Genomic DNA, 13,656 nt, shown 5'->3' on the forward strand with positions numbered 1-13,656 from the left:
CCGTCAGCTGGACTGGCCCCGCGTGTTAACGATCGCTAACATCGCCGCGTGACCACAGCGGCCGCCACCCCCACGATGCGCGACCTCGTCGACCAGCTCCGCGAGCGCCTCGCGCGCGTCCGGCAGGGCGGGTCGGAGCGGGCCCGCGCCAAGCACACCGCGCGCGGCAAGCTGCTCGTCCGCGACCGGGTCGACGGGCTGCTCGACCCCGGCAGCCCCTTCCTCGAGCTGAGCCCCCTCGCCGCCTACGGGATGTACGCCGACGGCGACGACCACGCGGTGCCGAGCGCCGGCATCGTCACCGGCATCGGCACCGTGCACGGTCGTCCGGTGCTCGTCGTGGCCAACGACGCCACCGTCAAGGGCGGCACCTACTACCCAATGACGGTCAAGAAGCACCTGCGGGCCCAGGAGGTCGCCCGCGCCCACCGGCTGCCGTGCGTCTACCTCGTCGACTCCGGCGGCGCCTTCCTGCCGATGCAGGACGACGTCTTCCCCGACCGCGACCACTTCGGCCGGATCTTCTTCCACCAGGCCAACCTCTCGGCCCAGGGCATCCCCCAGCTCGCCGCGGTGATGGGCTCGTGCACCGCGGGCGGCGCCTACGTGCCGGCGATGAGCGACGAGACCGTGATCGTGCGCGACCAGGGCACGATCTTCCTCGGCGGCCCGCCGCTGGTGAAGGCCGCCACCGGCGAGGTCGTCACCGCGGAGGAGCTCGGCGGCGGCGAGGTGCACGCCCGCACCTCCGGGGTCGTCGACCACCTCGCCGACGACGACGCCCACGCCCTGCGCATCCTGCGCTCGGTGGTCGACACCCTCCCCCGCTCGGCGCCCCCGCACGCCGAGCCGGTCGTCGAGCCGGTCGAGGACCCCGCCGGCCTGTACGACGTCGTGCCCACCGACAGCCGCACGCCGTACGACGTGCGCGAGGTGATCCGCCGCGTCGTCGACGCCAGCCGCTTCCACGAGTTCAAGCCGCTCTACGCCGAGACGCTGGTGACCGGCTTCGCCCGCATCTGGGGCCACGAGGTCGGCATCGTCGCCAACAACGGCATCCTCTTCAGCGAGTCGGCCCGCAAGGGCGCGCACTTCGTGCAGCTGTGCAACCAGCGCGGCATCCCGCTCGTCTTCCTGCAGAACATCTCGGGCTTCATGGTCGGCAAGGAGTACGAGAACGCCGGCATCGCGCGCGACGGCGCCAAGCTCGTCACGGCCGTCGCCTGCTCGGTGGTGCCGAAGTACACCGTGGTCATCGGCGGCTCCTTCGGGGCCGGCAACTATGGCATGTGCGGCCGCGCCTACGACCCGCGCTTCCTGTGGATGTGGCCCAACGCGCGGATCTCGGTGATGGGGGGCGAGCAGGCCGCGAGCGTCCTGGCCACCGTCGCCGGCCGCGAGGACGACGAGGACTTCAAGGCCCCGATCCGCGCGCAGTACGAGGAGCAGGGCTCGCCCTACTACTCCACCGCACGGCTCTGGGACGACGGCGTCATCGACCCCGCCGACACCCGCAGGGTGCTCGGCATGGCGCTCTCGCTGGACACCGAGCCCGCGCCGCCACCGTCCTACGGCGTCTTCCGGATGTGAGACGCGCAGTGACGAGCGAGGAACGAGCTCGGCGCGTGGGCGCGGCCAGGTCGAGCAAGCCCCGCGACCGAGGGACGAGGTCGCGACGGGCGCGTCGAGACCCAGTGAGACGAGAGGCAACGTGAGACCCGTGTTCTCCACTGTCATGGTCGCCAACCGCGGCGAGATCGCGCGGCGGGTCTTCCGCACGTGCCGCCGGATGGGCCTCCGCACGGTCGCGGTGCACACCGACCTCGACGCCGAGGCCCCCCACGTGCGGGAGGCCGACGCGGCCCTACGCGTCGAGAGCTACCTCGACGTCGAGGAGATGGTCGCGGCGGCGGTCGCGGCCGGCGCCGACGCCGTGCACCCCGGCTACGGCTTCCTCTCCGAGCGCGCCGCCTTCGCCACGGCGCTGGAGGCGGCCGGCGTCACCCTCGTCGGGCCGACCGCCGCGGTGATGGAGCAGATGGGCCGCAAGGACGCCGCCCGCGAGCTGGCGGTCGCCGCGGGGGTCCCGGTCGTGCCGGCGTACGACCTCGACGACGACCCCGCGTCGTGGACCTTCCCGGTGCTCGTCAAGGCCGCGGCCGGGGGTGGCGGCAAGGGGATGCGCGTCGTGCGCTCGGCCGACGGGCTCGCCGAGGCCGTCGCGGCGGCGCGACGCGAGGCCGCGAGCGCCTTCGGCGACGACACCCTGCTGGTGGAGAGGTACGTCGAGCGCGGCCGTCACGTCGAGGTGCAGGTCGTCGGCGACACCCACGGCACCGTGATCCACCTCGGGGAGCGCGACTGCTCCCCGCAGCGCCGCCACCAGAAGGTGCTCGAGGAGGCACCCGCCCCCACGCTCGACGAGGCGACCCGGCAGCAGGTGCGGCAGTCGGCCGTCGACCTCGCCGCCCACGTCGGCTACACCGGCGCCGGCACCGTCGAGCTGCTGCTCGACGCCGACTCCGGCGACTTCTACTTCCTGGAGATGAACACCCGCCTCCAGGTCGAGCACCCCGTGACCGAGATGGTCACCGGGCTCGACCTGGTCGAGCTGCAGCTGCGCGTCGCGGCCGGCGAGCCGCTGCCCGTGCGGCAGGACGACGTACGCCTGACCGGGCACGCGATCGAGGCGCGGGTGTACGCCGAGGACGCCTACGCCGGCTTCCTGCCCCAGGCCGGCACCGCGACCCACGTGCGCTGGCCGGAGGGGCCGGGCGTGCGGGTCGACCACGCCCTGGAGAGCGGACAGGTCGTCTCGACGGCATACGACCCGATGCTGGGCAAGGTGGTCGCCCACGGCCGCGACCGCGCCCAGGCCCGGCAGCGGCTGGTCGAGGCGCTCGACGGCACGGCCGTGCTGGGCCTGACCACCAACGCCGGCTTCCTGCGTGCGCTCGCGGCGTCGGAGGAGTTCGCCGACGCGGCCGTCGACACCGCCTGGCTCGACCGCCACGAGCTGCCCGCCCCCGACCCCGGCGAGGCGCGCCGGCTGGCGGCGTGGGCGGCGTACGACGCCGGGCGCACGCCGAGCGGCCCGTGGCGCTCCGACGGCTTCCGCCTCGGCGGACCGCCTGCCGAGCCCGTGGTGCACCTCGACGAGCCGGTGCGCCTGGCCGGGCCCGCCCCCGCCGGGGTGGTCGCGCGCGTGACCGACGACCACGTCGAGGTGGTCGCCCACGGCCAGCGCTTCGACTTCCCGCGTCCCGACCCCTTCGCCGACCCGGTGGCCGTCGCCGGCGACGGCACCGTGCTGGCCCCGATGCCGGGTACCGTGCTGGACGTCCGGGTGGCCGAGGGCGACCAGGTCGGCGCCGGTCAGGTGCTGGGCGTGATGGAGGCGATGAAGATGGAGCTGTCGCTCACCGCCGACGTGGCCGGCACGGTCGACCTCGTCGGTGCCGCCGCCGGCGACCGGGTGCAGCTCGGCGCCGTCCTCTTCCGCGTGGTGCCCGATGAGTGACCTCCCCCGGGCCGTGACGGTCTACGAGGTCGGTCCGCGCGACGGGCTGCAGAACGAGAAGGCCCTGGTGCCCACCGAGGTGAAGGCCGACTTCTGCCGACGGCTGCTCGCGGCGGGGCTGCCGGTCGTCGAGGCGACGTCCTTCGTGCACCCCCGGTGGGTGCCGCAGCTGGCCGACGCCGAGGAGCTGCTCGGCCTCCTGGGCGACGAGGGGCGCGCGCTGCCGGTGCTGGTGCCCAACGAGCGCGGCCTCGACCGCGCGCTGGAGCTGGGCTGCCGCCACGTCGCGGTCTTCGGCAGCGCCACCGAGACCTTCGCCCAGCGCAACCTCAACCGCAGCGTGAGCGAGCAGCTCACGATGTTCGAGCCCGTCGTACGCCGCGCGCTCGCGGCCGGCGCCGACGTCCGCGCCTACGTCTCGATGTGCTTCGGCGACCCGTGGGAGGGCGCCGTCCCGGTCGAGCAGGTGGTGCGGGTCGGCGTGGGCCTGCTCGAGCTCGGCGCCACCCAGCTCTCGCTCGGCGACACCATCGGCGTCGGCACGGCCGGCCACGTGGGCGAGCTGCTCACCGCCTTCAACGACGCCGGCGTCGCCGACGACCTGCTCGCCGTGCACTTCCACGACACCTACGGCCAGGCCCTGGCCAACGCCTACGCCGCGCTGCAGCACGGCGTCACCACCTTCGACGCCAGCGCCGGCGGGCTCGGCGGCTGCCCCTACGCCGAGAGCGCCACCGGCAACCTCGCGACCGAGGACCTCGTGTGGATGCTGCACGGCCTCGGCGTCGAGACCGGCGTCGACCTCGGCGCGCTCGTCGCCACGAGCCGCTGGATGGCCGGCCACCTCGGGCGTCCCAGCCCGAGCCGGGTGGTGCAGGCGCTGGCGGCAGACTGACCCCGTGCGCGAGCCCGTCACCCACCTCGACCTGGCGAACCCCGCCTTCGACGTCACCTCCCCGGCCGTGCACGAGGCCCGCGAGCAGGACTGGTACGCCGAGACGCCGTACGGCTGGGCGGTGCTGCGCTACGAGCAGGGCCAGGCGATCCTCAAGGACCGCCGCTTCCAGCAGGGCAACGCGCGCTGGCCGGCGCAGAACGGCGTGCACGACGGGCCCTTCCCGCAGTGGTGGGCCGAGACCCTGCTCAGCCTCGAGGGCCCCGACCACCTGCGGCTGCGCCGCCTGCTCGGCCCGGCCTTCCGCAGCCGCGCCATCGAGGCGATGCGGCCGCACTTCCAGGACCTCGCCACCGAGCTGGTCGACGCCTTCGCGCCGCGCGGCCGGGTCGAGCTGGTCGGCGAGTTCGCCGAGCCCTACTCCGCGCGGGTGCTCTGCCTGCTGCTCGGCCTGCCCGACGACCACTGGGCGCAGGTGGCGCACTGGGCCGACGACCTCGGCAAGTCCTTCGGGGTCAACCTCCGGCGCGACCTGCCGCGCATCGAGGCGGCGCTCGCCGGCCTCACGGCGTACGTCGAGGAGGTGGTGGCCGAGCGGCGCGCCCGCCCCCGCGACGACCTGGTCACGACCCTGCTCGCCGCGCACGAGCACGACGACCGGCTCAGCGCCCGCGAGCTGAGCAACGGGCTGGTCTTCCTCGCCTTCGCGGGCATGGAGACCACGCGCAACCAGATCGGCCTCGCCGTGCAGACCTTCCTGCGCCACCCCGCCCAGTGGGCGCTGCTCGCGGAGCGCCCCGAGCTCGGCGCCGCGGCGGTCGAGGAGGTGATGCGGGTCAACCCGACGGTCACGTGGGTGACCCGCGAGGCCGTCGAGGACGTCGAGCTCGACGGCCTGCACGTGCCGCGCGGCGGCATCGTGCAGGTGCTCTCCCACGCCGCCGGCACCGACCCGCGCGCGATGGGCGAGGACGCGTCGTTCGACATCACCGTCACCGACCGGCCGCCGCACAGCGGCTTCGGCGGCGGCGTCCACCACTGCCTGGGCCACTTCGTCGCCCGCACCGACATGAGCGTCGCGCTGCCGCTGCTGGCCCGCCGGATGCCCGACATCGTCGCCGACGGACCCGGCGAGTGGCTGCCCGTCTCCGGCAACACCGGTCCCGTCCGCTTCCCCCTCCGCTTCTCCGCCGAGAGGTCACTCCCTGACCACCCAGGAGTCACTCCCTGACGGTCCGAGCGTCAGGCAGTGACCTCTCGAGCGTCAGGCAGTGACCTCTCGCGGGCCAGGGAGTGACCTCTCGGCGGTCAGCGGGTGACGCGTCGGCGGGGGCGGGGGAGCAGCTCGACGTCGACGTAGCGGCCGATGCGCCAGGTGGCGTAGCCGTCGGTGCCGGCGCCGACGACCCCGCCGACGATCGGCGTACGCCGTCCGACGGTGTAGGCGAGCCGCTTGCCGGCGATGCGGGTCATCAGCTCGGCGGCGACCTCGTTGGCCACGAGGGTGTCGAGGTCGGGGTCGTGCACGGGGGCGGTGGCCAGCGCCATCGGCGGCCCGGGCAGCTTGGTGCGCCGTACCAGCTCGTGCACCCGCTCCTCCCCCAGCAGCGCCGTGAGCACGGCGTCGCGCACCCGTGGCTCGGCCAGGTCGTAGCCGCGCAGGTGCGCGATCGCGGCGACCAGCCGGCACTGGATCAGGGCGAGGCCGCCGATGTTGGCGGGCACGGCGACAGGCATGGTGGCGAGGCCGCCGAGGTTGGTCAGGAAGCCCTGGGCGCCCGCGAGCCGCACGTGCGACTCGATCAGCGCCTTGACCGCGGCCTTCTCGTCGCCGTGGTGCTCGTCGAGCTGCCGCTCGGCGGCCATGGCGGCGGAGTCGAGCGGGCCGACCCCGCGGATCGCGCGGTCGAGCGCCTGGTGCACGAACGACGCGGTCAGGTGAGGTGCGGCCTCGGTCACCTTGGGCCCGAGGCCCGCCCCGAGGCGCTTGGCGAGGCTCATGGTCGCCAGCGTACGGCGCCCCCTCGCACCGCCGGGTGCCACGATGGGGGCGTGCCGACCCCCTGGCCCGTCGAGCCGCCGCCGAGCCCCTGGGTCTTCCCTCCCCCCGACGACGCCGACGGCGACGTGGTCTGCCTCGGCGCCGACCTGCAGCCGGGCACCCTGCTGCAGGCCTACCGCCGCGGGCTCTTCCCGATGGGGCTGGAGCAGGCCGGCGACGCCATGGCCTGGTGGTCGCCGGAGGAGCGCGGGGTGCTCCCGCTCGACGGCCTGCGGGTGAGCCGCTCGCTGCGGCAGTCGCTGCGGCACTTCGAGATCCGCGTCGACACCGCCTTCGACCAGGTGATCGCCGGCTGCGCCGACCCCGGGCGCGAGGGCAGCTGGATCGACGACGAGATCGCGGCGGCGTACGCCGATCTGCACCGGCTGGGCTGGGTGCACTCGGTGGAGGCCTGGCGCGACGGCGAGCTCGCCGGTGGGCTGTACGGCGTGGCGGTGGGCGGGCTCTTCGCCGGCGAGTCGATGTTCACCCGCGTGCGCGACGGCTCGAAGGCCGCGCTGGTGGGGCTGGTCGAGCTGCTGCGCGACGAGCACGCCGACGCGCGCCTGCTCGACACCCAGTGGCGTACGCCGCACCTGGCGACGCTCGGCGTGGTCGAGGTGCCGCGCGCGACCTACCTCGACCGGCTGCGCCGGGCGCTCGAGCAGCCGCTGCCGGCGGTCTTCACCCGTCGGTGAGGGTCAGACGACGAGCGGGGCGTCCTCGCCGTCGCGCACGAGCGTGCGGCCGGCGTCGGCCCAGTCGATCAGCCCGCCCGCGAGGTTGACGGCCTCGAAGCCCTTCTCGCGCAGGAAGGCGGTGGCCTGGGCCGAGCGGCCCCCGACCTTGCAGACCACGAGCAGCTGCTGGTCGCGCGGCAGCTCGTCGAGCTGGGCCGGCAGCTGCTGCAGCGGCACGTGCACGGAGCCCGCGATGCGGCCGTGCTCCCACTCGACGGGCTCGCGCACGTCGACGACGGTCACGCCGTCGGGCAGCGGGTCGGGCACCTGGGCGACCTCGATGGTCGGGACCTCGATCACGGGCGGAGCCTACGCCAGCCCCCAGGGCGCCCTCGACCGGCGGCGGCACCGACCGCAGGACCCGCTGCGGCCGCTCACTTCAGCAGGCGCGACATCCGGCGGTCGGCCAGCGGCTTGCCGCCCGTCTGGCAGGTGGGGCAGTACTGCAGCGCGGAGTCCGCGAAGCTCACCTCGCGCACGGTGTCGCCGCACACCGGGCACGGCTGGCCGGCCCGGCCGTGCACGGCCATGTGGCTCTTCTTCTCGCCCTTCAGCTCCGAGGCGGCCAGGCCGCTGGAGCGGGCGACCGCGTCGCCGAGCACACGGCGGATCGCCTCGAAGAGCGTCTCGAGCTCGGTGTCGTCGAGGCTGTTGGCCGGCTTGAAGGGCGACATCCGCGCGGCGTGGAGCAGCTCGTCGGAGTAGGCGTTGCCGATGCCCGCGATGTTGCTCTGGTGCCGCAGCACGCCCTTGATCTGGGCCCGGCCGGCGGCGGCGAGGATCTCGCGGAGCGTGTCGATGGTGAAGTCGCCGACGAGCGGGTCGGGCCCGAGCCGGGCGATCCCCTCGACGTCGGCGGGGTCGCGCACGACGTAGAGCGCCAGGCTCTTGCGGGTGCCGGCCTCGGTCACGTCGAGCGCCGCCTCGCCACCCCCGTCGGGTCCCGGCGAGAGCAGGATCCGCGCGGCGAGCGGCGACTTGTTGCTCGGACGTGGCGGGGTGGCGGGCGGGTCGTCCTTCCACCGGATCCAGCCGGCCCGCGCCAGGTGGAGCACCAGGTGGGTGCCGGAGACGTCGAGGTCGAGGAACTTGCCGTGCCGCAAGACCCCCTCGATGAGACCGCCGGACAGGGCGGTGACGGGTGGGTCGTAGGTCTTCAGGCAGCTGAAGGCCACGACGTCGACGCGTACGACGGCCCTGCCGGCCAGGCGACGCGACAGGTCGCCGACCAGGGCCTCCACCTCGGGCAGCTCAGGCACGCCCCCCACCGTACTGCGCGGCTGGACCAGACAGGCCTGGTCAGCGAGGGGTCGACGGGTCAGAATCGACTATGACCGCGCCCGTCCGCCAGGCCCACATGCCCGAGGGCACGGCCTGCTTCCTGGACGCCGACCGGCACGACCGTGCGCTGGTGGTGCGGTGGGAGACCTCCGAGACGGGCTCCGACATCGTGATTCTCTCGCTGTGGCGGGCCAACGAGTGCCTGGGCACCTTCCGGCTCGCGCGCGACGAGGTCGCCTCGCTGCTGACGACGCTCAGCGCCGGACTCGCCGCTACGACACGCTAGCGATGTCTAGCCCCAGGGCTAGACACCCCGATACGGTCCGATCGTGGACCCCGTGCGCAACCCCTACGCCCCCGGCGCCGGCCAGCGACCTCCCGAGCTGGCGGGTCGCGACCGCGAGCTGCAGCAGTTCGGCGTGGTCCTCGAGCGCGTGGCCGCGGGCCGTCCGGACCGCAGCCTGGTGCTCTCGGGGCTGCGCGGCGTCGGCAAGACCGTGCTGCTCAACGCGCTGCGCAGCCTCGCCGTGCAGCGGGCGTGGGGCACCGGCAAGCTCGAGGCCCGCCCCGACCAGTCGCTGCGGCTGCCGCTCGCCCAGGCGCTGCACGCGGCGCTGCGGGAGGTCGCCCACCGCCACCGCGACCCGGAGCGGGTCGAGGAGGTGACGGGCGTGCTCAAGGCCTTCGCCCTGCGCGCCACCCTCGAGGAGCGCAAGGGCGCCCGCGCCACCGGGTCGCGCTGGCAGCCCCCCACCGAGGTCGCCGCGGTCAAGGGGCGGGCCGACTCCGGCGACCTCGAGCTCGACCTGGTCGAGCTCTTCACCGACGCCGGGTCGCTCGCCCGCGACCTGGGGGTGGGCATCGCGCTCTTCGTCGACGAGATGCAGGACGTCGCCACCGACGAGCTCGCCGCCCTCTGCGGCGCCTGCCACGAGATCAGCCAGCAGGGCGCCCCCCTGGTGGTGGTCGGCGCCGGGCTGCCCCACCTGCCGGCCGCGTTGGCCGCCTCCAAGTCCTACGCCGAGCGGCTCTTCCGCTACGTCGCGGTCGACCGGCTGCCGCGCGAGATGGCCGAGCGGGCGTGGACGCTCCCCGCGGCCGAGGAGGACGCGACCTACGAGCGGGAGGCCCTCGAGGAGCTCTACCGGCTCACCGACGGCTACCCCTACTTCGTGCAGGCCTACGGCAAGGTCGTGTGGGACACCGCGCTCGGCTCCCCGATCTCCTGGGCCGACGTCGTGCAGGCCGCCCCCGAGGCCGAGGCCGAGCTGGCGGTCGGCTTCTTCGGGGCCCGCTACGAGCGCGCCACCCCCGCGGAGCGCGACTACATGGTCGCGATGGCCGACCTGGGCGAGCAGGTGGGCGACGGCGCCGTGGCCACCGCCGAGGTCGCCCGCACCCTGGGCCGCAAGCCGCAGTCGCTCTCCCCCGCCCGCGACGGGCTGATCAAGAAGGGCCTCGTCTACTCCGGCGAGCGCGGCACCGTCGCCTTCACGGTGCCGCACTTCGGGAAGTTCCTGAGGAGACAGGGACAGTGAGCGTGACCTGGGAGGAGCTCGGCGCCCGCTCCCTGGCCCGGCAGCTCCCCAACGTTGAGGGCCGCGGCGTCGACGCCGTGGTCCGCGCGCTCCACGCCATCGGGCCGGTGCAGGCGCAGACGGCGCGGTCGCCGTACGTCGCTCTCGCGGCGCGGCTGCCCGGGGTCACCCGCGACACGATCAGCGCGACGTACGAGTCCTGGGCGATCGTGCGCGGCAGCAACCTCCGCGGCACGGTGCACACGTCGACGCCGGAGGACCACGCGCTGCTCGAGGTCGCGATCCGCTACGGGCAGCACCGCTTCTACGAGCGCACCTGGCGGCTGGCCGAGCACCGCGTCGAGGACGTCTGGGAGGCGATCGAGACCTACGCGGCGCGGGAGTGGCGCACCGCCCAGGAGCTGCACGACCACCTCCGCGGCTGGCTGGACGCACACGACGCGGGACACGACGCCCGCATCGACGACACCGCGGGTCGCTCGCTCTCCTTCGGCCACGGCGGCCTCGTGCGCCGCCCGCTGACCGGTGGCTGGGAGGGCCAGGGGCGGCCCGGCTACCGCACCGCCGCCACGCTGCTCGGCCCGCGCGCCGAGGTGCTCGCCGACGTCGAGGGCTCGCTCGACGCGCTGGTGCGTCGCCACCTGGAGTGCCACGGACCGTCGAGCCGCCACGACCTGGCCTGGTGGGCCGGGCTCGGCCTGACCGTCGTCGACACCGTGCTGGCGCGCCTCGTCGCCGACCTGGTCACCCACCAGGGTCCCGACGGCCGCGACTACCACGAGCTGCCCGGCGCCCCCGGGCCCGTCGAGCCGCCAGGCGTGCGGCTGCTGCCGGAGTTCGACGCGACCCTGTGCGCCTACGACTCCAAGCGGCGCGACCGCTTCGTGACCGCCGAGCACCTCGCCCACCTGTGGAACATCAAGAACGGCCTGCTGCAGGCGCCGCTGATGGTCGACGGCCGGCTCACCGGCGCGTGGCGGCTCGACGGCTCCGGCACCCTGCGCCGGCTCGACGTGCGCTGGTTCGCCGGCACGCGACGTCCTCGCAAGGCCGAGGTGGAGGAGCAGGCGGCGGCGCTGCAGACGGCGTACGGCGTCACCCTCACCGGCGTCACGGTGGCGCGCGCGGACTAGACACGCGCGCCGGATGGCCGTGCACCGGGGCGCGTGCGTGGGCAGACTCGACCCATGGCCCGGCAGACGCCGCTGGTGGTCGCCCACCGCGGAGCGAGCTCGGAGCACGCCGAGCACACCCTGGCGGCGTACGTCGCCGCACTCGACGCCGGCGCCGACGGCCTGGAGTGCGACGTGCGGCTCACCGCCGACGGTCACCTGGTCTGCGTGCACGACCGCGACCTGCGCCGCACCGCGGCCAGCCGCGGCGTGGTCTCGGCCATGGAGCTGGCCGAGCTGGAGCGCATCGACATGGCGACCTGGAAGAACCCCTGGGCCGACCTCGACGACGAGGCCCCCGACACCGACCCCGAGCGCGGCCGGATCCTGACGCTGCGCCGCCTGATCGAGACCTCCCTCGACTACGACCGGCCGGTGCGGATGGCCATCGAGACCAAGCACCCCACCCGCTACGCCGGGCTCGTGGAGCGACGCCTGGCCGAGCTGCTCGACGACTTCGGCTTCACCGCGAAGGGCGCGCCGGTGCAGGTGATGTCCTTCTCCTGGGTGGCGCTGCGGCGGATGCAGCGGCTCACGCCCGACCTCGACCTGGTGATGCTGGTCGACGACCGGCGTCAGCACTGGGCCAGGGTCAAGCCCTTCGTCGAGCCGCACTGGATCCTGGGTCCGGGCATCGAGACCGTCCGCAGCCACCCCGGGCTGGTGCGGTCGTGGATCCGCGACAAGGGCCGCTCGGTGCACTGCTGGGTGGTCAACGACCCCGCCGATGCCGACCTCTGCGCCGACCTCGGCATCGAGGCGATCATCACCGACGAGCCCGCACGGATGCGTCGACACCTCGGAGTTTGACACCGCGAGGCGCTGGGCAGGCTGGCCGCGAGGACACGGGAACTCCCCCACCGTGTCCCGGTTACGTGGAGGTCCGCATGACCATGACGCTCGAACCGGCACAGACCCCAGCCCCTGTCTCCATCGACCTGCCCTTCACGGCCGAGAGCGCGGGCATCGCTCGCGGCCGCCTGCAGGCGTGGCTCGACGAGATCGAGGCCGAGGACGAACGCCGCGAGGACGCGCGGCTCCTCCTGAGCGAGCTCGTCGGCAACGCCGTTCGTCACGCGCGACCTCTCGACGACGAGATGCTGCGCGTGGAGTGGCGTCAGCGCGAGGCGGCGACGCTGAGCATCGCGGTCACCGACGGCGGGGCCCACTCCACGCCCGAGGTGCTCGACGCCGGCATCGGCGACACCAGCGGACGCGGCATGGCCATCGTCGAGATCCTGGCGCGGCGCTGGTGGGTCGAGTCCGACCGTCGCCGTACGACGGTGCACGCCGAGGTGCCGCTCGACTGAGGACGTCGTCGGTGCGCACCCTAGGCTGCGCGCATGGGCAAGAAGTCACGACGTCAGCGGTCCGACGCCACCCCGACGGAGCAGGGCGGCCCCGAGGGTGCGGTCGGCCCCCGCCAGCCGTGCCCCTGCGGCTCCGGACGGCGCTACAAGGCCTGCCACGGCAGCGGTGACGGCACCACGCCGTACGTCGCGCGCCCCTTCGCGGGGCTGGCGGCCGAGACCGACCTGGTCGCGCTGAAGGAGTTCGTGCCCGCCGCGACGGCGCCGCTGTCGCTGCGCGAGGAGCACGAGCGCTCGGTGCTGCTCTGCTCGCTGCTGCCCGGCGCCGCGCCGGCGATGGTGCGCGACGACGGCACGGTGTGGCTCGGCATGCAGGTGCAGCACTCCTACGGCGACCCCAGCCGTGACCTCGGCGCGGTGCTCGAGCGGGCACTCGAGGCCGAGCCGGGCAGCCTGGTCGGCCTGCCGGAGGCTCCTGGCGACGGGCCGCGGCTGCAGGACCTGGTGGCCGACGAGCCCCTCACGGTGCAGGTGCACGAGGGCTTCGACTACTGGCTGGCCGACGTCGACGACGACGGCACCATGGCGGCCGTGCTCGAGCAGGCCAACGATGCCGCCTCACCGACGGTGCGGCTCACCTCGGTGGCGGCGGCGTACTGGACCGAGATGGGCGAGCGCGAGTACCTGCGCTGGGTGCTGCCGGAGCCCGAGGACGACGTGCTCACCGCGCTGGCCCGGCTGCACGCGGCCGGCACCGACTCCCTCGTCGAGGGCGACCGCCTGATCGGCATGTTCCGCGCCCACGGGCTCGTCGTCCCCGTGTGGGACCTGCCGCGCGGCACCGGCGCCGAGGCGATCGAGGAGCCTCTCGACGCCCTGGCCGGCAGGCTGCAGCAGGCGCTCGCCGAGGACGCCGCGCTGACCTCCGAGGAGCGCGCGGCCCGGGCCGGTCTGGCGAGCCGTCAGCTGACCGTCCGGTAGCCCGCACGACCCGCGTGCGGAGTCCTGCCACGTCCAGGTTGTGGACGGGCTCCGCGATGCCGTACATTTCTAGGTGCCCGGCCGATGTTGTCCCCCCCGTCAACACCGGCCGGGCATCTCATGTCCCGGGCATCTCATGTCCCGGGCGTCTCGACCCGCGGACGGTCTCGCCCGTGTC

At 74.4% G+C, this 13,656-nt stretch carries 14 protein-coding genes; 11 read left to right on the forward strand and 3 right to left on the reverse strand.

The window, feature by feature from the left end:
* The first annotated feature begins 75 nt into the window (after positions 1 to 75).
* The 4 genes from IG63_RS0105920 (at position 76) to IG63_RS0105935 (ending at position 5,646) form a co-directional block, all read left to right on the forward strand.
* Complete coding sequence (locus tag IG63_RS0105920; RefSeq protein ID WP_030483458.1) at positions 76 to 1,590, forward strand: carboxyl transferase domain-containing protein; 1,515 nt, start codon at positions 76 to 78, stop codon at positions 1,588 to 1,590.
* Between the two features lie 130 nt (positions 1,591 to 1,720).
* Complete coding sequence (locus IG63_RS0105925) at positions 1,721 to 3,520, forward strand: acetyl/propionyl/methylcrotonyl-CoA carboxylase subunit alpha (protein WP_030483459.1); 1,800 nt, start codon at positions 1,721 to 1,723, stop codon at positions 3,518 to 3,520.
* Entirely contained in the window at positions 3,513 to 4,415 is a 903-nt protein-coding gene (locus IG63_RS0105930) for a hydroxymethylglutaryl-CoA lyase (RefSeq protein WP_030483460.1), read from the forward strand. Before IG63_RS0105925 ends, IG63_RS0105930 begins: the two co-directional genes overlap by 8 nt.
* A gap of 4 nt (positions 4,416 to 4,419) precedes the next feature.
* A complete protein-coding gene (locus tag IG63_RS0105935) occupies positions 4,420 to 5,646 on the forward strand; it encodes a cytochrome P450 (RefSeq protein WP_030483461.1) in 1,227 nt (408 codons plus the stop codon).
* Positions 5,647 to 5,723: 77 nt separating this feature from the next.
* Here the strand turns inward: IG63_RS0105935 and IG63_RS0105940 are convergent, their stop codons facing one another.
* Positions 5,724 to 6,416 carry an EcsC family protein gene (locus IG63_RS0105940; RefSeq protein WP_030483462.1) on the reverse strand — a complete coding sequence of 231 codons (693 nt, stop codon included), beginning with the start codon at positions 6,414 to 6,416 and terminating at the stop codon, positions 5,724 to 5,726.
* A gap of 51 nt (positions 6,417 to 6,467) precedes the next feature.
* Between IG63_RS0105940 and aat the strand changes: the two genes are divergently transcribed.
* The gene (gene aat, locus IG63_RS0105945; protein WP_030483463.1) at positions 6,468 to 7,154 is read left to right on the forward strand and encodes a leucyl/phenylalanyl-tRNA--protein transferase; all 687 of its coding nucleotides are present in this window, start codon (positions 6,468 to 6,470) and stop codon (positions 7,152 to 7,154) included.
* Positions 7,155 to 7,157: 3 nt separating this feature from the next.
* Here aat and IG63_RS0105950 read toward each other — a convergent pair whose 3' ends face one another.
* Positions 7,158 to 7,496, reverse strand: a complete 339-nt coding sequence (locus IG63_RS0105950; protein WP_030483464.1) for a rhodanese-like domain-containing protein — start codon at positions 7,494 to 7,496, stop codon at positions 7,158 to 7,160.
* Between the two features lie 74 nt (positions 7,497 to 7,570).
* Positions 7,571 to 8,455 carry a DNA-formamidopyrimidine glycosylase family protein gene (locus IG63_RS0105955; protein WP_030483465.1) on the reverse strand — a complete coding sequence of 295 codons (885 nt, stop codon included), beginning with the start codon at positions 8,453 to 8,455 and terminating at the stop codon, positions 7,571 to 7,573.
* Positions 8,456 to 8,526: 71 nt separating this feature from the next.
* Between IG63_RS0105955 and IG63_RS0105960 the strand changes: the two genes are divergently transcribed.
* The 6 genes from IG63_RS0105960 (at position 8,527) to IG63_RS0105985 (ending at position 13,478) form a co-directional block, all read left to right on the forward strand.
* The gene (locus IG63_RS0105960) at positions 8,527 to 8,763 is read left to right on the forward strand and encodes a hypothetical protein (RefSeq protein ID WP_030483466.1); all 237 of its coding nucleotides are present in this window, start codon (positions 8,527 to 8,529) and stop codon (positions 8,761 to 8,763) included.
* Between the two features lie 43 nt (positions 8,764 to 8,806).
* Positions 8,807 to 10,015, forward strand: coding sequence for an ATP-binding protein (locus tag IG63_RS0105965; protein ID WP_030483467.1), 1,209 nt, complete (start codon positions 8,807 to 8,809; stop codon positions 10,013 to 10,015).
* Positions 10,012 to 11,148 (forward strand): winged helix DNA-binding domain-containing protein, encoded by a 1,137-nt coding sequence (locus IG63_RS0105970; RefSeq protein ID WP_030483468.1) that lies wholly within the window; start codon positions 10,012 to 10,014, stop codon positions 11,146 to 11,148. The genes IG63_RS0105965 and IG63_RS0105970 overlap by 4 nt, the downstream gene beginning before the upstream one ends.
* A 54-nt stretch (positions 11,149 to 11,202) precedes the next feature.
* Positions 11,203 to 11,997: a glycerophosphodiester phosphodiesterase gene (locus IG63_RS0105975; RefSeq protein WP_030483469.1), complete on the forward strand. Its 795-nt coding sequence runs from the start codon at positions 11,203 to 11,205 to the stop codon at positions 11,995 to 11,997.
* A 77-nt stretch (positions 11,998 to 12,074) separates the two neighbouring features.
* Positions 12,075 to 12,497, forward strand: a complete 423-nt coding sequence (locus tag IG63_RS0105980; protein WP_157210044.1) for an ATP-binding protein — start codon at positions 12,075 to 12,077, stop codon at positions 12,495 to 12,497.
* A 33-nt stretch (positions 12,498 to 12,530) separates the two neighbouring features.
* Positions 12,531 to 13,478, forward strand: a complete 948-nt coding sequence (locus tag IG63_RS0105985) for a DUF5926 family protein (RefSeq protein WP_030483471.1) — start codon at positions 12,531 to 12,533, stop codon at positions 13,476 to 13,478.
* The last annotated feature ends 178 nt before the right edge of the window (positions 13,479 to 13,656 follow it).

The sequence above is a fragment of the Nocardioides aequoreus genome (assembly GCF_000720335.1).
Classification (GTDB): Bacteria; Actinomycetota; Actinomycetes; order Propionibacteriales; family Nocardioidaceae; genus Marmoricola; species Marmoricola aequoreus.

Coding starts and splice junctions, on each gene's coding strand:
- IG63_RS0105975 (WP_030483469.1), top strand. CDS start 11,203: ATGGCCCGGCAGACGCCGCTGGTGGTCGCCCACCGCGGAGCGAGCTCG.
- IG63_RS0105930 (WP_030483460.1), top strand. CDS start 3,513: ATGAGTGACCTCCCCCGGGCCGTGACGGTCTACGAGGTCGGTCCGCGC.
- IG63_RS0105920 (WP_030483458.1), top strand. CDS start 76: ATGCGCGACCTCGTCGACCAGCTCCGCGAGCGCCTCGCGCGCGTCCGG.
- IG63_RS0105940 (WP_030483462.1), bottom strand. CDS start 6,416: ATGAGCCTCGCCAAGCGCCTCGGGGCGGGCCTCGGGCCCAAGGTGACC.
- IG63_RS0105985 (WP_030483471.1), top strand. CDS start 12,531: ATGGGCAAGAAGTCACGACGTCAGCGGTCCGACGCCACCCCGACGGAG.
- IG63_RS0105980 (WP_157210044.1), top strand. CDS start 12,075: ATGACCATGACGCTCGAACCGGCACAGACCCCAGCCCCTGTCTCCATC.
- IG63_RS0105960 (WP_030483466.1), top strand. CDS start 8,527: ATGACCGCGCCCGTCCGCCAGGCCCACATGCCCGAGGGCACGGCCTGC.